Annotated in this window: 19 protein-coding genes; 12 read left to right on the plus strand and 7 right to left on the minus strand. The window is 58.4% G+C overall.

Going from position 1 to position 17,951, the window contains the following annotated elements; all coding sequences use genetic code 11:
- Positions 1-198: 198 nt before the first annotated feature.
- The 8 genes from QA648_RS23515 to QA648_RS23550 all read left to right on the plus strand — a co-directional run bounded on the left by QA648_RS23515 (position 199) and on the right by QA648_RS23550 (position 9,471).
- Positions 199-381, plus strand: a complete 183-nt coding sequence (locus QA648_RS23515; protein ID WP_283053901.1) for a hypothetical protein — start codon at positions 199-201, stop codon at positions 379-381.
- Between the two features lie 331 nt (positions 382-712).
- Positions 713-1,360: a DUF2291 domain-containing protein gene (locus QA648_RS23520; RefSeq protein WP_283053902.1), complete on the plus strand. Its 648-nt coding sequence runs from the start codon at positions 713-715 to the stop codon at positions 1,358-1,360.
- A complete protein-coding gene (locus QA648_RS23525; RefSeq protein ID WP_283053903.1) occupies positions 1,357-2,901 on the plus strand; it encodes a sugar ABC transporter ATP-binding protein in 1,545 nt (514 codons plus the stop codon). Before QA648_RS23520 ends, QA648_RS23525 begins: the two co-directional genes overlap by 4 nt.
- Positions 2,902-2,924: 23 nt before the next feature.
- Positions 2,925-3,977, plus strand: coding sequence for an ABC transporter permease (locus QA648_RS23530; RefSeq protein ID WP_283053904.1), 1,053 nt, complete (start codon positions 2,925-2,927; stop codon positions 3,975-3,977).
- A gap of 115 nt (positions 3,978-4,092) precedes the next feature.
- Positions 4,093-5,040 carry a D-ribose ABC transporter substrate-binding protein gene (locus tag QA648_RS23535; protein ID WP_283053905.1) on the plus strand — a complete coding sequence of 316 codons (948 nt, stop codon included), beginning with the start codon at positions 4,093-4,095 and terminating at the stop codon, positions 5,038-5,040.
- Positions 5,041-5,207: 167 nt separating this feature from the next.
- Positions 5,208-6,050 (plus strand): DeoR/GlpR family DNA-binding transcription regulator, encoded by an 843-nt coding sequence (locus tag QA648_RS23540; RefSeq protein ID WP_283053906.1) that lies wholly within the window; start codon positions 5,208-5,210, stop codon positions 6,048-6,050.
- A 90-nt stretch (positions 6,051-6,140) separates the two neighbouring features.
- Positions 6,141-7,670: an FGGY-family carbohydrate kinase gene (locus QA648_RS23545; RefSeq protein WP_283053907.1), complete on the plus strand. Its 1,530-nt coding sequence runs from the start codon at positions 6,141-6,143 to the stop codon at positions 7,668-7,670.
- A gap of 61 nt (positions 7,671-7,731) precedes the next feature.
- Complete coding sequence (locus QA648_RS23550; protein ID WP_283053908.1) at positions 7,732-9,471, plus strand: glycerol-3-phosphate dehydrogenase/oxidase; 1,740 nt, start codon at positions 7,732-7,734, stop codon at positions 9,469-9,471.
- Between the two features lie 28 nt (positions 9,472-9,499).
- On the opposite strand, the gene QA648_RS23555 is transcribed toward QA648_RS23550, so the two are convergent.
- Complete coding sequence (locus QA648_RS23555; protein ID WP_283053909.1) at positions 9,500-10,261, minus strand: class II aldolase/adducin family protein; 762 nt, start codon at positions 10,259-10,261, stop codon at positions 9,500-9,502.
- Entirely contained in the window at positions 10,258-11,394 is a 1,137-nt protein-coding gene (locus QA648_RS23560) for a TauD/TfdA family dioxygenase (RefSeq protein ID WP_283053910.1), read from the minus strand. Before QA648_RS23560 ends, QA648_RS23555 begins: the two co-directional genes overlap by 4 nt.
- A 158-nt stretch (positions 11,395-11,552) precedes the next feature.
- Between QA648_RS23560 and QA648_RS23565 the strand changes: the two genes are divergently transcribed.
- Positions 11,553-12,443, plus strand: coding sequence for a LysR family transcriptional regulator (locus QA648_RS23565; protein ID WP_283054258.1), 891 nt, complete (start codon positions 11,553-11,555; stop codon positions 12,441-12,443).
- An 81-nt stretch (positions 12,444-12,524) separates the two neighbouring features.
- On the opposite strand, the gene fba is transcribed toward QA648_RS23565, so the two are convergent.
- Both fba and QA648_RS23575 read right to left on the minus strand, forming a co-directional pair.
- Positions 12,525-13,589 (minus strand): class II fructose-bisphosphate aldolase, encoded by a 1,065-nt coding sequence (gene fba / locus QA648_RS23570; RefSeq protein ID WP_283053911.1) that lies wholly within the window; start codon positions 13,587-13,589, stop codon positions 12,525-12,527.
- A gap of 507 nt (positions 13,590-14,096) precedes the next feature.
- The gene (locus QA648_RS23575; protein WP_283053912.1) at positions 14,097-14,306 is read right to left on the minus strand and encodes a hypothetical protein; all 210 of its coding nucleotides are present in this window, start codon (positions 14,304-14,306) and stop codon (positions 14,097-14,099) included.
- A 124-nt stretch (positions 14,307-14,430) separates the two neighbouring features.
- On the opposite strand from QA648_RS23575, the gene QA648_RS23580 reads away from it, so the two are divergent.
- The 3 genes from QA648_RS23580 (at position 14,431) to QA648_RS23590 (ending at position 16,218) form a co-directional block, all read left to right on the plus strand.
- Positions 14,431-15,174, plus strand: coding sequence for a LuxR family transcriptional regulator (locus tag QA648_RS23580; protein ID WP_260305179.1), 744 nt, complete (start codon positions 14,431-14,433; stop codon positions 15,172-15,174).
- Positions 15,175-15,252: 78 nt separating this feature from the next.
- Positions 15,253-15,918: an acyl-homoserine-lactone synthase gene (locus tag QA648_RS23585; protein ID WP_104826867.1), complete on the plus strand. Its 666-nt coding sequence runs from the start codon at positions 15,253-15,255 to the stop codon at positions 15,916-15,918.
- Positions 15,919-15,954: 36 nt separating this feature from the next.
- Complete coding sequence (locus QA648_RS23590) at positions 15,955-16,218, plus strand: hypothetical protein (protein WP_104826866.1); 264 nt, start codon at positions 15,955-15,957, stop codon at positions 16,216-16,218.
- Positions 16,219-16,389: 171 nt separating this feature from the next.
- Here QA648_RS23590 and QA648_RS23595 read toward each other — a convergent pair whose 3' ends face one another.
- The 3 genes from QA648_RS23595 to QA648_RS23605 form a co-directional block, all read right to left on the minus strand.
- Entirely contained in the window at positions 16,390-16,596 is a 207-nt protein-coding gene (locus QA648_RS23595) for a CsbD family protein (protein WP_104826865.1), read from the minus strand.
- 413 nt (positions 16,597-17,009) lie between these two features.
- Positions 17,010-17,174, minus strand: coding sequence for a DUF1328 domain-containing protein (locus QA648_RS23600; protein ID WP_028750291.1), 165 nt, complete (start codon positions 17,172-17,174; stop codon positions 17,010-17,012).
- Positions 17,175-17,339: 165 nt separating this feature from the next.
- Positions 17,340-17,864 (minus strand): hypothetical protein, encoded by a 525-nt coding sequence (locus tag QA648_RS23605; RefSeq protein WP_260305178.1) that lies wholly within the window; start codon positions 17,862-17,864, stop codon positions 17,340-17,342.
- Between the last annotated feature and the right edge of the window lie 87 nt (positions 17,865-17,951).

Below are 17,951 nucleotides of genomic sequence, written 5' to 3' on the forward strand. Positions count from 1 at the left end.
GCATTCGCTGCCGAAATGCTCGATCAGATTATAACATAGAGATATCATAACGTCCGTAATATTTTTCTAGAAATGTAATTTTTTTCATATAAAATGGATGGTGTCAATTGTTTCGGATATCCCGCGAGCCAAGCGGCGCTTGGTTGGCGGGCATTGCATGGCTTGGCCTTGAAGTGGCCGCAGCCAGGATGCGGTCAATTGAGCAGTCAGCAAATTGACGCTAAAAACTATTGGTTTTCAACGGTATTTTTGACCTCTGTTGATTTATGGACACTAAGCCGAGCATTGGTGAATGCCGAAAGGCTGGCGATGGCGGCAAGCGCGATGACTGTCGTTGCCGGCCCTATCTCATCGACGGCGAATGCGCCAGGAAGCCGGTAGGATCAAGAGAGGCTGTTGACACATCGGAAAATTTATAACATGGTTGATGGCGTTAATAACATATATCTATCGTAGCTAACGTCATAGCTGTGATGATGAGGTCAGGTGATTGGGGGAGACAAGCGCCGGCAACCGAGGAGGAATTTCGATGAGCTATTTCGTTTCAGGATACGGTCCGGTTTCGTGCCAAGGCGATCGCGTCTGTGAACGAGGCACGCGCCGTTCCGTTCGCGCAGGCCGACAGCGGCTTCGATGATTGCCGGCCGCGGCTCGCGGTTCCCTTCCTTGTCAACAGAGCAATCCGGCCGATAGCGCCGAAGGTCTTTCGAATATGAGTGCACAAATTCAAAACGCGGCCTCCAAGCCGAAAATTACATTGTGGGCGAGCGTGGCGGCGGCGGTGATCGTCATCGCGGCGATCGGCTTCGATACGACCGTCGTAAGGATCGGCTCCAAACATGACGTGCGCGAACAGGCGTTCTCGCCAGAGGCTTACGGCGCCCAGGAGTTCCCGAAGGTGGTGGCGAATGTCGAGCAGCGCGCCGTCGGTGCCGTCGATCTGGCCAATGCGATCGCGGCTGACAAGAAGGCGGCAGGCGACAAATACGGTGTTGCCACGAGCACCGGCCCGGTCATGCCGGTTTCGCTGACCGGCGTCTTCGGCGCCCGAAAAGCCAATTACAACGAGATCAAGGTGGATGGATTGCCGGACGATGTCGTTGTCCGCGTCCAGACGGGTCCGGCCGTCAACGGCACGGACCTGCGCGATGCCACGGGCACCATCGAGTTCGGCCAGTTCACCAATCAGATCGAGTATCAGGATGCCGGTTCGGCAATCAACAACGAGATGAAGAAGAACGTTCTTGCGGGTCTCGACGTCGACAATCTCTCGGGCAAGACCGCATCCGTCGTCGGCGTCTTCAAGCTCATCAATCCGAAAAACTGGCTGATCACTCCGGTCAAGGTCGAAGTCAAATGAGTGCAGCGCTGCAAAATGAGGGCGCACGCGGCGAGGTGGTTCTTGCCGCCCGCCACATCACGAAATCCTATGGCAGTGTCCATGCCCTGAAGGGCGTCAATTTCGACATTCATCGCGGCCAGGTGACTACTCTCTTCGGCGAGAACGGCGCGGGCAAATCGACGTTGATGAAGATCCTCTCTGGCGTCGTCCAACCGAGTTCCGGCGAGATTGTCCTCGACGGTCAGCCGGTCTCGTTTTCTTCCTCTACCCATGCCCGCGAATGCGGCATCTCGATCATTCACCAGGAATTGAGCCTCGCTCCCAACCTCAATGTCCGCGACAATATTTTCATGGGCCGCGAGATTATCAGGAGCGGCAGCGTGGACTTTGCCGAGGAGGAACGCCAGACGCGCGCCCTGATGGCGGAGCTTGAAGAGGAGATCGATCCGCTGACCCCCGTCGAGGATCTGCGCCTCGGCCAGCAGCAGATCGTCGAGATCGCGCGCGCTCTGTCGGTCAATTCGCGTATCCTCATCATGGATGAGCCGACCTCAGCGCTTAGCGCCAGCGAGGTGGAGGTTCTCTTCAAGGTCATTCGCGACCTGACGAGCCGGGGCGTCTCCATCGTCTATATCTCGCACCATCTCGAAGAGGCGCTTCAGATCACCCACCATGCCGTCGTGCTTCGCGACGGTAACATGACCGCTTATGCCGAGCGCAAGGACATCGATCTCGAATGGATCGTCCGTAACATGGTCGGCGAAAACTTCGACCTCGGAAGTCCGCCGATCGGCCATGAGATCGGCGAGGTTGCGCTTGCACTTGAGAATTTGACGGTTCCTGGCCCCTCGGGCGCTGCCTATAACGCGGTGGATCGTCTTTCGCTGCAAGTCCGTGCCGGTGAGATCGTCTGCATATACGGTTTGATGGGGGCAGGGCGCACCGAACTGCTCGAATGCGTCGCGGGACGTCTTCGCTCGAGCGGCGGCAGGGTCCAGCTCGAAGGCCGTGATATCGGCAATCTCAACATCGCCGGACGTATCGCCAGCGGCTTGGTGCTGGTGCCTGAAGACCGCCAGCGCGACGGCCTCGTCCAAACGATGACAGTCGGCTCCAATCTTTCGCTGGCCAGCATCGCTGCCTTCACCAAGGGATTGCTTACCTCCGGTGGGCGCGAGCGGGAACTGGTGAACAACTCGATCCGCAAGGTTCATATCAAGACGGACGGCGGCGAGGCGGCAATCGGCTCCCTTTCGGGCGGCAACCAGCAGAAGGTTGTGATCGGCAAGATGCTGGCGACCGAACCCAAGGTCATGCTGCTCGACGAACCGAGCCGCGGCATCGATGTCGGCGCGAAGGCGGAAGTCTTCAAGCTTTTGGCCGAACGCGCCAAGCAGGGCCTGGCGGTGATCTATTCGACCTCGGAGGTCGGCGAATGCCTCAGCATCGCCCACCGCATCATCGTCATGCATCGCGGCAGGATATCCGCCGAATTCGGTCCCGACGTCACCAAAGAAAAAATCATGGCCGCCTCGGGCGAAGCAGTGGTCGCGCACTAGCCGGCAATTATGGAGCACTGATTATGTCAGTCACGAATGTCACTGAAAAGAAAGTGGTTGCGAACGGGCAGAGGCGGAACACCAATGTCATCCGGTTGATCCTCGAAGGCCGCGCGTTTTTCGCGCTGATCGTCATCGTCGCAGTCTTTTCCTTTCTGTCGCCCTATTATTTCACGCTCAACAACTTCCTGATCATGGCCTCGCATGTCGCGATCTTCGGCATTCTGGCGATCGGCATGCTTCTGGTGATCCTGAATGGCGGCATCGACCTCTCCGTCGGTTCGACGCTTGGCCTTGCGGGCTGCATCGCCGGCTTCCTGATGCAAGGTGTGACGCTGTCGAGTTTCGGCGTCATCCTGTATCCGCCGGTCTGGGCCGTCGTCGTGATCACCTGCGCGCTCGGCGCGGTCGTGGGCGCTGTGAACGGCGTGCTGATCGCTTATTTGCGCGTACCAGCCTTCGTGGCGTCGCTCGGCGTTCTCTACGTAGCGCGCGGGGTCGCGCTGCTGATGACCAACGGCCTGACCTACAACAATCTCGGCGGCCGGCCGGAACTCGGCAATACCGGCTTTGACTGGCTCGGCTTCAACCGCCTGGCAGGCATTCCGATCGGCGTCATCGTATTGGCGGCGCTTGCCATCATCTGCGGTCTGGTGTTGAGCCGCACCGCCTTCGGCCGCTGGCTCTATGCCTCCGGCGGCAATGAGCGCGCCGCCGGTCTTTCGGGCGTGCCGGTCAAGCGGGTGAAGATCATCGTCTACGTTCTTTCCGGCGTCTGCGCCGCGATCGCCGGCCTGGTCCTGTCGTCGCAGCTCACCTCCGCCGGTCCGACAGCGGGCACGACCTATGAACTGACCGCAATCGCGGCTGTCGTGATCGGCGGCGCGGCGCTGACCGGCGGCCGCGGCACCGTCCGCGGCACGATGCTCGGCGCCTTCGTTATCGGCTTCCTGTCCGATGGCCTCGTGATCATCGGCGTGTCCGCCTACTGGCAGACCGTGTTTACCGGCGCAGTCATCGTGCTCGCGGTCCTCATGAACAGCATCCAATACGGACGTCGGACCAAGTCGGGCTGACGATCGCGACAGAACTTGTCCACGACGGCAGACCTGCTTCGAACAGCCCGCCGATTGCGGAAAGCACCGCCGGTTCGCCGGCATTATCTGAGCTCATCAAATGGGAGAGAGACCAATGTTTAAAAAGGGATTGCGCATTGTTATGACGGCTGTCGCGGTGGCGCCGCTTTTGACCGGAGCGGCATGGGCCGCCGGTCAGATGACGATCATCGTCAACGATCCGGCCAACCCATACTGGCTGACGGAAGGCAATATCGCCAAGGCAACGGCCGAGAAGCTGGGCTATACGGCGATCGTCAGCGCCCATAAAGGCGATACCAATACTGAAAGCAATCTGATCGACACGGCAATCACGAACAAGTCTGTCGCCATCATCCTCGATCCGGCCAATGCCGACGGTTCGGTCGGTGCGGTGAAGAAGGCTGTGGCTGCTGGCATTCCCGTTGTCCTGGTCAACGCTGAAATCAACCAGGAAGGTCTCGCCAAGGCTCAGCTCGTTTCCAACAATGCGCAGGGAGCAGCTCTTGGCGCGCAGCAATGGGTCGAAAGCGTCGGCGACAAGGGCAAGTATGCCGAGCTGCTCGGCGCTCCCTCAGACAACAATGCCGCGACCCGCTCCAACGGTTACGAAACGGTGCTGACGCAGTATCCGGACCTGAAGAAGGTTGCGCAGGAAGTCGCCAATTGGGACCGCACCCAGGGGCATGACAAGATGCAGTCCATGCTGCAGGCCAATCCCGACATCGTCGGCGTCATTTCCGGTAACGACGAAATGGCGCTCGGCGCGATCGCCGCGCTGAAGGAAGCCGGAAAGCTCGCCAAGATAAAGGTCGGCGGTTTCGACGGTTCGCCGGATGCGGTCGCCGCGATCAAGGCTGGCGAACTGCAATACACCGTCCTGCAGCCGGTCGCGACCTTCTCTGCGGAAGCCGTCAAGCAGGCCGACAACGTCATCAAGACGGGCAGCACCGGCGCCAAGAGCGAGAAGCAGCTCTTCGATTGCATTCTGATCACCAAGGACAATGTCGACAAGTACACCGCTCCTTTCGTGCTGTCGCAGTGATGACAACAGGGGCGCCGCTCGCGGCGCCCCCATTCGGCTGCCGGCAGTTCGCGGAAGGCGGCCAGGACATGCGCAATGCAAAGGGTTGTTCCATCTCCTCTTTTTGCCTTCGCACTGCATTCGCTGTACGAAACCGACATCGACGAGATTCAGCGGCAGGGGCCAAAGTGACACAGAAGACAAGCTTAGGAACATCCCTCTTGGACGAATTGCCAAGCGACAGCCGGCACACCCGCCAGCTCGCTCGCCGGCAGATGATTGCCGAGGCGGTGATGACGGAAGGCTCCATGCGTATCGAAGATCTGACAGAGAGATTCGGCATCAGTCTGATGACCGCTCATCGCGATGTCGACGAACTCGTCAGCCGCGGTCTTTTCCGCAAGACGCGCGGAATCGTCACGGCCGCCGCCACCAGCCTTATTGAATCGAGCGACGTCTACCGTTCAAACCGGCAGGCGGCCGAAAAGAAATCGATTGCGGCGGCGGCAATGCAGTTCGTTGAGCCTGGCCAGGCGATTTTCTTCGATGACTCCACGACCGTGCTGCAGATGGCAGCCCATCTTTCTGCCAAGGTGCCGCTGACGGCGATCACCAACTCGCTGACCCTGATGAACACGCTCAAGGGGATGCATGACGTGACGCTTCTGGCCCTTGGCGGCCAGTACTATAGCTGGTGCAACGCCTTCATGGGCCGCATGACGATCAACGAGATCACCAGGCTGCGGGCCGATATCGCCTTCATTTCGATGTCGGCGATCACCGACGACATCGTCTTCCATCAGTCGCCTGAGATAGTCGACACGAAACGGGCGATGTTCGACTGCGCCGTTAAGCGCATCCTGCTTGCCGATCACACGAAATTCGAGCGGCGCGCATTGCACAGCTTCGCGGCGCTCGGTGAGTTTGATGCCGTGGTCGTCGATGACAAGACGCCCGCCATCCACATCGACCGCATGCGGTCCAAAGATATCAACGTCGTCATCGCCAAGGGCGATGGGGGTCGGTCATGATAGTGGTGAGGATAGACGGGGCCAAAAGCGGCCAGTCTGTTCGCGGACCGGATCATGCCTGCGGCCTTTCCACTATGCGGAGTCATGAGAATGCCGAGTCTGCTCGGAATTGATAGCGGTCTGACGGTCACAAAGGCCGTTATCTTCGATATCGACGGCACGCCGATTGCCGTGGCACGGCGGCGCGTCACGCAGTTCATACCCAGGGCCCGCCACATCGAGCGCGATATGGATGAGCTCTGGTCGGCGACGGCGGATGCGATCGCCGAGGCGATCAGCCTCAGCAAGCGTCCTGCCTCCGATATCCAGGCGGTCGCGGCAACCGCCCACGGCGACGGCATCTACATGCTCGATCGCTCCGGCAGGCCGCTGGCGCGCGCGATCCTGTCGCTCGACAGCCGGGCAGGGGCTGTTGTCGATCGCTGGCTCGAAAGCCCGGTCGCAGACGAAGCCATAAGGCTTACCGGGCAATTGCCGCATGTCTCGGCGCCGTCGGCGCTGCTTGCCTGGATCAAGGAGAAGGAACCGGCCCGTTTTGCCGAGATCGGCCATATCATGAGCTGCAAGGACTGGCTTCGCTTCTGCCTGACCGGGGCGATCGGCACGGACAGGACGGAAGCAAGCACCTCCTTCACCGCTGTTGCCAGCCAGGATTATTCGCAGGATGCGCTCAGGCTCTTCGGACTGGAAGCGCTGGCGGATGCCCTGCCGCCGGCCTCGCGTTCCGACGAGATCGTTGGTCATGTGACGCGGACCGCCGCGGCGCGAACGGGGCTTGCCGAGGGAACACCAGTCGTGGCCGGGCTGCACGATGTTACCGCATCGGCGCTCGGTGCTGGCGGTTACGCATCCGGCGTGGTTGCCGTGATTGCCGGCACATACTCGATCAACGAAACCCTGTCCTCCGAACCGCGCGTCGACAAGCGATGGTTCTGCCGCAATGCCATTGCGCCCGGCCAGTGGAACAACATGTCGATCTCGCCGGCTTCGACGGCGAATTACGATTGGTTCCTCGATCGCCTTTGCGCCAGCGAACGCGTAAGCAGCGAAGCGTCTGGCGGATCGATCCATGCGCTGTTGGCGCCGGAGATAGAGGCGGCGTTCGCGCGTTTCTCGACGGCGCTTTTCCACCCTTATCTGTTCGGTTCGCCCTACGGCGCTTCCGCAAGCGCCGGCTTCTTCGGTCTGGGCGGCTGGCATGATCGCGGTGACATGCTGCGGGCGGTTCTCGAGGGAATTGCCTTCAATCACAAGATCCATGTCGATGCTTTAAGTGATGGCTTCGCCTTTGGGGAGGCAAGGCTTGCTGGCGGCATTTCCCGCAATCCAAGGGTCGTCCAGATGTTTGCCGACGTACTCGAGATGCCGGTGACTGTGACGGAGACGGATGAGGCAGCGGCTTGGGGCGCGGCTCTCTGTGCAGGTGCGGGCGTCGGTCTCTATGCCGATCCGCGGAGCGACTCCCGCGATGTCCGCAAGATCGCTACAACCTTCCATCCGGATGTATCACGCAGTCTCCATTATCGCGAGAGATACGGGCTGTTCCGTGAGATCGCCGAGGCAATGACCCCGATCTGGCCGAAGATCGGCCGCCTCGCCTCCGCTGAATCGCAAGATTAGGACAATAGGCCGCCGCGCGCGGATAGCTCGCACTGACGGTACTTCCGTAGGAAATAATGGTATGACCGATATCGCCGCCGATCTGAAACAACGCTTTGCGACGTTGCCGGACAAGGACATAGACGTCGTCATTCTCGGTGCCGGCGTCAACGGCGCGGGACTCTTTCGCGATCTTGCCGCCCAGGGCGTCAATTGTCTCATCGTCGATAAGGCCGATTTCGGGTCTGGAACGAGCGCGGCGCCGTCGCGCCTCATCCACGGCGGCTTGAAATATTTGGAGACGGGTGAGTTCGGCCTGGTTGCCCAATCGACGCTGGAACGCAATCTCTTGCTTCAGAACGCGCCACATTGCGTCGAACCACTGCCAACCTTCATCCCAATTTTCTCATGGACGCGGGGCATATGGGCGGCTTTGCGCACGCTGACGGGCTCGACGACGGCACCCCGCAGCCGCGGCGCTGTTCTTATCAAGATCGGGCTTGCGCTTTATGACTTCTTCGGATCACGCAACCGCGTCATGCCGCGTCACCGGTTCATATTGAAGAAGCGCGCGCTCAAGGAAATGCCGTATGTCACCCCTGATATCGTAGCGGGCGGCATCTATTATGATGCCAAGATCAGCCGGCCGGAGCGGCTCGTTTACGAGCTGGTCATGGATGGGCTTGAGGCCAATAAGAACGCGCTGGCGGCAAACTTCACCATGCTGACGTCGTCGGCGGGTGGGAGGCTCAGCTTCGAGCGAGCCGACGGCACGACGTTTTCCGTTTCCCCGAAGCTTGTCGTCAACGCCGCCGGCCCCTGGATCGACCGCGTCAACGAAGCGCTCGGCGCGCCATCGCGCCTGATCGGCGGCACGAAAGGTTCGCATATCCTGCTCGATCACCCCGAGCTCGTGCGCGGCCTCAATGGCCATATGATCTATTTCGAGGCGGATGATGGCCGTATTTGCCTCGTCTATGGCTATCTTGGCCTCGCTTTGGTCGGCTCCACGGATATTCCCTGTGACGATCCCGACAACGTCCGGTGCGATGAGCCGGAGATCGACTATTTCCTCGAGAGCGTCCGGACCTTGCTGCCGGGTCTTCGCTTCGGGCGGGAGCAGGTGGTCTATAGCTACAGCGGCATTCGTCCCTTGCCGGCTTCGGATGCATCGTCGCCGGGGCTAATCAGCCGCGACCATTCCGCTCCGGTGATCGAGCCGAAGGCGGATCGTCCCTTTGCGATCGTTTCGCTCGTGGGCGGCAAGTGGACAACCTTTCGAGGCTTTGCCGAGGAAGTTGCGGATCTTGCGCTCCAGCGCCTGAATCGAGCGCGGAGCCAATCCACAAAGCATATCGCGATCGGGGGCGGCCGCGATTTCCCTGCGAATTCGACGGCGCGCGCAGAATGGGTGCGCGCCGTGGCGAAACGAACGGGTGCGACGCCGGGGCGGATCGACCAACTCTTGAGCCGCTACGGCACTACCGCGACGGCGATCCTCGAATATCCATCGGTGCATACTGATACCGTGCGCCTCTCCGGGGCTTCACATTACAGTGCTCTCGAAATCGATTGGATCGTGCAGCAAGAGCTCGTCGTCCATCTTTCGGACGTGGTGTTCCGGCGCACGACGCTTGCGATCGAGGGCGCGCTGACCATGCAAGGCTTGCGCGACATCGCCGCAATTGCCGCCGAAGCGCTTGGGTGGACCGAACAAGGGCTAGAAGCCGAGATCGAAGACGTGGTGAATGCGCTGGCGAAATTCCACGACGGCCGGCTGACGGATACGTCTGGCCAGCAGCCCGCGGAAGCGCGGATATGAACCAGCCCAGCCTCTGTTTCCGCCCACCTTATTCTTTGTAGGACGCGTTGCTGCGGTCGAGCGTCGATTTGAGATAATCGAAATGTGCGAACGCCATGCCTTTGTAGGCATGCCAGCCTTCCGCGGTTTTGCGGGCGATCTCGTCGGAGAGGATGTTCAATGCCTGGCCGCTGGAATAGGCCAACATCAGCGTCTTCGCAGCCTTTTCAAAGAAATAGAGATCCTCGAATGCCTCCGCTACGGTATCGCCGGTACAGGTAACGCCATGATTCCCCATCAGTAGAGTCTTGTTGCTGCCGAGAGAGCGAGCCAGCCTTTCGCCTTCCTCGGCATCATCAGCGATTCCTCCGAAACCGAGATCGATGCCTAGCCTGCCGAAGAAGCGCGCCGTATTGTTGTCGATCGGCTTCATCGACGGGTCCTTGAGGGTGGAAAGTGCCGTCGCATAGGGCGGATGGCAGTGGAGCAGCACGCGGACCGCAGGGCATTCGCGATGGATTGTGCCATGAACAGTCCATGCAGACGGATCTGGTGCATTTGGGCGGCTCATAACCGTCCGATCATCCGCATCAAGCAACAAGAGATCGCTTGCCCGGATTGATCCGAAGTGTTTCCACTTCGGGTTCATCAGGAACCGTTTGCCATCCGCAGATACGGCTGCGCTTAAGTGATTGCCGACGGATTCGCTCCAGCCGAATTCGACACAGAGACGAAAGGCCGCCGCCAGATCGATCCGCAACTGTGCGAGATCATCGCCGGTAACATCGGCATGGGAAGTCTGTCCGTTCATTTGAACCGTCCTTCGGATGTCAGCGCGCGATAGGTGCTGCGCATCTCGCCGCGATCGGCGTAGCAGCCGCGAAGATAGCGTTCGCCGCTGGTGGCCGAATAGGCCGCCCGCCCATGCACGATGCGGTGATTGTCGAAGACGATGCATTCCGTCGCCTTCAGCGTGAAGCGCATGAGGTACTTGTCGGATTGCAACATGCGGCCGAAACGGCAGAAGGCCGGATAATACCGATCCAGAAAAGTCTGCGGCAGGTCGAATATATCGGCCATGTGCTGGCTGATGGTGACGCCGGACACCTCGCCGTGCTCGTCCAGTTCGATGACCCTCTGACGGGAGCGTACATCATAGGTGTCGTGCTCGCAGTAATAGGGAATTTCCGTTTCCGTCAGGAGCTTGAAGTCGTCCGGAAACTCCTTCTTCAGATCGTTCGCGACGGCGACGCCATCGAGAAAGAGATTCCTGCCTCCCTCGACGCTATTGGCCCGGCAATGCAGGAATTGCATGCCCGGCGCCATTTCTTCCGCGGGAGTGTCGGTATGCAGTTCCAGAGCCTTTGCCGTATAGGCAAGGTTTGTCGGTTTGATATGCGTGCGCACGTCAAAATAATCGCCGAAGAATGTCGGGCGTACATGTCCCATCAGGCGCACCAGTTCCGTCAGCCCCTCGTTGCAGTCGGGCATGTCCGTCACGATCGCGACACCTTCGACGATCAGCGCCTCCAGCCATTTGGCGACGATGGATTTGTCGGCCAGAAGCTCCGGCTGTGAGAATCTGGCAATGGCGGGATAGTGATCCGAATACCATGGGCGTCGCGGAAGGTCTGCAGGATCATGCCGGCGCTTGCCGTTGCTATACTGCGCCAGCAGGCTCAGCGGATAACGGCTCTTGTGCCCGTCTCCCGTCCAGACGATTTCTAAGGCATTTTCGACCATCGTGGCCTGCTCCGGTACGGGTGCACTATCAAGATGGAAGATATCGAACACGCGCTCGCGCGTCTGACTGTCGAACGATGTCGGGCAATTATCCCGCAACCAATAGTAGTTGAAATAGCTTGCCGTTCCACCTGACAGGCAGAGATGAAGACCCAGCTCGCCCAGTTTTACCGGTGGTTCGTTCAAAAGACTCGTGCCCATCCTACCCTCTTGATAGCTTATGTTTTACCGTTGGCCTTCATCTCGAAAGGCCCTTGTTTGTGGACAATAGAGAGGGTAGGCGCTAATCTGAATACTGGAAAAAATACATCTAGTATAATGTAGGGATTATATTGGGCGCTCGTCTTCCACCCCTTCGATTGCTGACGGTCTTCGAGACCGTACTACGGACAGGCAGCGTCCAGAAGGCTGCGTCGGACCTGAATGTTACGCAACCGGCCGTGAGCCAAGCGCTCAAGACCCTCGAAGACTACGTCGGCACACGCCTGCTTGACCGGAGCAAGCGCCCGGCAACACTCACGGAAGCGGGCAGGATTCTACAGGCCGGTGTTTCAGAAGGGCTTGGGCGCATAGCGGAGGCCTTCATGCAGATACGCTCGCTTCAGAATGCTGCCGAACAATCCGTCACCGTCGCCTGCAGCGTCGGTACGGCGACCTACTGGCTCATGCCGCGGCTCGCGGATTTCTACAGTGAGCACCAGAACATCGCCGTGAACGTGCTGACGACCGCCGGCGCGCCGGAGTTCCAGCCCGGCGTGGACCTTGTCATCCGCTACGGCACAGGCAGATGGACGGACGGTCGAAGCGTTAAGCTCTTTGACGAAAGGGTCGTTCCCGTCTGCAGTCCGCTTGTCGCTAAACGGATCGAAGCCGAAGGCGGCCTGTCGATCGCGACCTTGCTGCATGTCAGAAGCGACGACAATAGCTGGCTCACTTGGAAGGATTATCTCAGTCTCAATGGATTGCCCGAAAATCGGGCACTGGGCCGCTACTTCACCAACTATGTTCAGGCAACCCAGGCTGCCTTGTCGGGGCAGGGCGTCCTGCTCGGATGGGAGTCGAATGCGGGAGATCTCGTTCGCGAGGGGAGGCTCGTGGTGTTTGGCGAGACTGCCTATTATCCCAAGGAAGCCTTCTTCCTCGTTTCTCCCACGGCGCCGCAGCGCGGGGAGGCGGTGCGGCTTCTGACGGAGTGGATCGTCGGCCTCGGAAACGGCGCGGAGAGCGATGGCTTGGGTGTTTCGGCCTGACGGGCGGCCGTCAGCATACATGGAAGAGATTGTCCACAAAGCCTGCCACCTGCGGCAGGCTTTGTGGACCGACATCAGCTTTTACGAAAAGACCGGGTCGAGCGAGCCGGACTTGTAGCGTTTGGCCATTTCGGCGACAGAAAGCGGTTGAATGCGGGTCGCGTGACCTGCCGTTCCAAACTGCTCGAACCGCTCCTTGCAAAGCTTCGTCAGTGCCGCCATGGCGGGCTTCATATATTTGCGCGGATCGAATTCGCTCGGGTCTTCCTGCAATACGCGGCGAATCTGGCCAGTCATCGCCATGCGGCCATCCGTGTCGATGTTGATCTTGCGCACACCGTTTTTAATGCCGCGCTGAATCTCTTCGACCGGCACGCCCCAGGTTGGCTTCATCTGGCCGCCGTACTTGTTAATAATCTCCTGCAGTTCGGCCGGAACCGAGGAAGAGCCGTGCATGACGAGGTGCGTATTGGGCAGCTTGCGATGGATCTCCTCGATCACGTTCATTGCCAGCACCGAGCCATCGGGCTTTCGCGTGAACTTATAGGCGCCGTGCGAAGTACCCATGGCGATGGCAAGCGCATCAACCTTGGTCTCGCGAACGAACTTGACCGCCTCGTCCGGATTGGTGAGAAGCTGGTCATGCGACAGCTTGCCTTCGGCGCCATGACCATCTTCGGCCTCGCCCATGCCGGTTTCCAGCGAGCCCAGCACGCCAAGCTCACCCTCGACAGAAATGCCGCCGAGATGCGCCATGTCGGTGACCGTCTTCGTCACGCCGACATTGTAATCCCAATCGGCCGGCGTCTTGGCGTCTGCCTTCAGCGAACCGTCCATCATGACCGAGGTGAAGCCGGCCTGAATCGCCGTCATACAGCTCGAGGGATCGTTGCCATGGTCAAGATGCACGCAGACCGGAATATGCGGGTAGATCTCGACGACCGCGTCCATCATGTGCTTCAGCATGATGTCGTTGGCATAGGCTCTGGCGCCGCGTGATGCCTGCATGATGACGGGCGCATTGACAGCGTCGGCAGCCTCCATGATGGCGAGCGCCTGCTCCATATTGTTGATATTGAAAGCGGGTACGCCATAGCCATGTTCTGCTGCGTCATCGAGCAACTGCCTCAACGTGATGCGTGCCATTCAAGCTCTCTCCCTTTGCCATTGTGAGCGACTGCGATCATTTTGATACTTATCGGGATGTCATTTCGATTGCACCGGAGATTGGCTGCAAGTCGTAGCCGGATGCGAGATCGAAGATAGCTGGAACCTCCCGAAAACTTCGTGGAAGGCCTCATAGCATTCCATCAAAATTCATAACAGCATAAACTAACAAGATCACATGGCTTGTGACGTTTTGCTTAAAGTCGCAGGAAATCGCGGGAAATTCCGCCGTCGCTTTGTTAAGCGGGGCATCTCTTTATGCTTCAAGCAATCTTGTCGGTGATTTGATTATTATGTCTTTTAAGGTGTTTTTTCGAGACGAGGCATTCAACCTATGCATCACAGGTTGAGAGGATCGCTTCAATTTTCATGTGATGGGATTATCGGCTCGCCATCCGGTGGCTGTTACAGGCAGGCCGGGGACCTGTGAATGGCATGAGAGGCAGGTGTGCCGCTCAGTTCGCAATTCTAACCGGAACGTGATTTTCATCGAAAAAAAGAAGGGATTGGATCGATCGTCTCGGGGGATAGAGCACGATAGACCCTAATCCAAAACAACGCTTCGCTTGTTCGTTGGCCGCGTTCGGCAATCAGCGCCCGTATCAACGCTTCCGAGCCGGCCATATCGTGCCAGCTCGTTTTTAATCCAGTGGCGGCTTGGTTCACCGCCTCCTCGGCTTCGTCCGATTGGCCCATCTCGCTCTCCTAACGTGAGGATATACGACCGCCTTTCCTAACGTCATTCCCCTCATATGTGGGGATCCCCTTGTTTGTGGAAGCAATCTCGCGGTAAGATGGTATTGAAGCGAGGTGGTGCATCATGCGGGGAACTTCCGACAGCCCAAGATTCGAGCACGCCTTCAATGAGATCAAAGCGGCGCCGAATGTCGACAGCGCCATTCGGTCTCTGCAGGCGGCATATCACGTCGACTACGTGACTTACCATCTTGCGCAGACCATCATGGATACGATCGACGCGCCATTTGTGCGTACCACCTATCCGGACGCCTGGGTTTCCCGATATCTTCTCAGCGGCTACGTCAAGATCGATCCCGTCGTTAGGGAAGGCTTTCTCCGTCAACTTCCGTTCGACTGGAGCGAGGTGGAGCCGACACCGGAGGCCTATGCACTATTGGTCGACGCGCAGAAACATGGTCTCGGCGGCAACGGTTATTCCATTCCGGTTGCCGACAAGGCCAGACGCCGGTCGCTGCTTTCCATCAATTCAGGCTTGCCGGCCGATAAGTGGCAGGAATTGGTCGTCAGTTGCCGAGAGGAATGGACGGAACTTGCACATCTCATCCACGGCAAAGCCGTGTTGGAACTTTATGGCGAACATGATCCGGTGCCATCCTTGAGCCCAAGGGAAATCGAGTGCCTGCATTGGACAGCGCTTGGCAAGGACTATAAGGACATCGCGCTGATCCTCGACATTTCCGAACATACGACACGCGATTATCTGAAGACGGCGCGGTTCAAGCTCGGCTGCGCCACCCTCTCGGCTGCCACCACCAAAGCCGTCCAGCTTCGCATCATCACGCCCCTGACCAATCCCCTCAAATGAGGGGCTCCATTTGCGGGATTTCCGACAGCGGTTTTCCGGCCCATTCTCGCCTTACGACAGCAACTGTTGGAGGCGAAAATGTTCATAGTTATTCAGGCTCATGAATATCATAAATATGCGAACATCCTCGATCAGATGTTTCGCCTTCGTAAGACAATCTTCGCAGATACGCTCGGCTGGGACGTAAACGTCATCGGACCTTACGAGCGCGACAGCTATGATGCGCTCGGCCCCGCCTATCTTGTTTGGTGCGATGAGCGCCGCATGCGGTTCTACGGCGGGATACGGCTCATGCCGACGACAGGGCCGACGCTTCTTTACGACGTCTTCAGAGACACGTTTCCGGCCGCAACGGACCTCGTTGCCCCGGGGATTTGGGAAGGAACGCGCATGTGCATCGATGAAGCTGCCATTGCGAGCGAGTTTCCCGACATCGATGCAGGCCGGGCATTCAGCCTGTTGTTGCTCGCGCTTTGCGAATGCGCGCTCGATCATGGCATCCACACTATGATTTCCAACTATGAACCCTATCTCAAGCGCGTGTACAAGCGGGCAGGTGCCGAAGTTGAGGAACTCGGCCGCTGCGACGGATATGGAAAATATCCTGTTTGCTGCGGTGCGTTCGAGGTCTCGCAGCGTGTGCTCGCAAACATGCGGCGCATGCTCAAAGTCTCGGCTCCCCTTTATGTTCGCCCGAAGCCGATACGATCCGTTACGACCCGACTGTTGGAGATCGCGGCGTAAGAACGTGACCTTCGTGTTTCGAATTAGGAGGTGCTCATGCCCGAAGACGATAGTCTGAGAGTGCGTGAATTTGTCAGAATGTTCAGGCTGATTTCCACGGCGAAGGAGGCGGCCGAAGCGCTACAGCTTCGCAACCTTGTCCACCTGACGAATATGGCACTGCTGCAGGTGGCATTGGACTGGGATGGTCTGGACCCGGAACGTGACCCCGATATCGATCTCGGAGGGCTCGTTCGCGAAAAAGCACGGATCGCGATGAGGAACGGCAGAGAGAACCTGCTCGTCCTACCTCATCCTTGAATGACGAAACCTGGGCGGGGACATTCAATGATTTCCATTGGGTCGGGTCGGCGCCTTCGTCGACCTGATCTTGTCCAGAGCGTCGTTGCGGCTTTGAAGGGTGGCATTCGACTCGGTGCCGGGAATCAAAAAAATGCCCCGCGGCGCGGGGCAATTGCCTAATACGACCTGTTAGTGCCAGGTCTGTCTGTTATACCAGCTATCAATGTCGCGCCGCGCGCGATCTCTTTCCAAACCATAGCGTTCCTGGATTTTGCCTTCGAGCTGATCCAGGCGACCGTCGATTTGATCGAGGTCGTCGTCCGTGAGCTTACCCCATTGCTCCTTTACCTTGCCTTTAACCTGCTTCCAGTTTCCTTCGACTCTATTCCAGTCCATGATTTTCTCCTCGCTATCTCGGTTGCTCATGGGGAGATAACGCTGCTTGGCTGTCTTTGTTCGGGAAAAAGGCCTGCGACGAGGAGCGAAAATGACAGGCTAAATAGACTTACGAGAGATCGGCCAGGATGGGCCGCAACCCCATCCCAGTAGGGTCAAGTGACGTACAGAACGATCATCGGAAGCCCGCAGATATTTAGGCCCGCCGCGAAGCTGGGCAAGCACGCGACGGGCCAGGGCATCGCCGCTTGGTTCATGCGATACCCAGTGGCGCCCCCCTGCCACCCCGTTCAAACCACGATAATCTGGGAAAGTTCCAGGGTATTTTCTGAAAGCCCGGCTAAAGACCTAGACGTTGTACAAAAGGCGTAGTTCCCCAGCCGAGCCATTGTTTGACCGCTTCTTTCTTGGTTCTATGGTCGCCGCACGACCCGCATGACCAGCGAGACGATAAACAAAACCAGGAAGATGAAGAATAGAAACTGTGCGATCGAAGCAGAGGCGCCTGCAATGCCCCCGAATCCGAGAACACCGGCAATCACTGCCACAACCAAAAACACGAGAGCATAGTAAAGCATCGTGGTCTCCTTTCGATTGATGTAGGAGATAACGGAGCGCTTCGGTATTAGTTCCGAAAGGTCATGCCCGCGCCAATCTAACCTTTCGAGCATGGCTATCGCATCGATCGTTCAAACCACAGATGGACGCCGGCGGCGACCGGGGCGGGAGCAACTATTTGTTGGCTATCCAAATCCGACGGCATGCTGGAATGATCTGTCGCCCTCATTGGGCTCCGGCGGTTCCGCCGCCTGAAGGTAGAATTTGACAGGCGCCGTCAGAACGAACCAAATACTTGCGCCGAACAAAAAATACGCGCCCACGGAATCGCCGGAGCCGGCGAAAAACGGAAGGCTGGCGGACATGAACAACACAGTCATTCTCACTGACCATTCTGTTTCCCGTCTTGCGAAGGCATGTGTCCTAAGGCGCGCATATTCCCGCCGGCCATATGTGTCGGCTTTTCTCATCGACAAATAGAGCTTCCAAACGGAAGGAAGTGCCAGCATGATGAGCGCTGCAGCGCTGACGAGGAATCCCGAGCCGTGTAGAAAGTGTTCAGCGGCAATGAAAAGAAACAGGAGTACGGCAAGGTGCCAAGTCGGCTCGAGCCGCTCTGGAGGTTGACCGGAATAAATATGCCAGGCTCGAAGCCAGTTGGCTGCGCCATCGAGCAGTGGCTGATCGATGTAACGATTGATCCATTCCATTGCGTAAGTCGTCCCATTTGCCGGAGGAGAAGGGAACACCACGCAATTCCGTCATCATCGTGGCAAGATTAGTGATAAGCAATAAAT

It is taken from the genome of Rhizobium sp. CB3171 (genome assembly GCF_029714265.1).
In the GTDB taxonomy this organism is placed as follows: domain Bacteria; phylum Pseudomonadota; class Alphaproteobacteria; order Rhizobiales; family Rhizobiaceae; genus Rhizobium.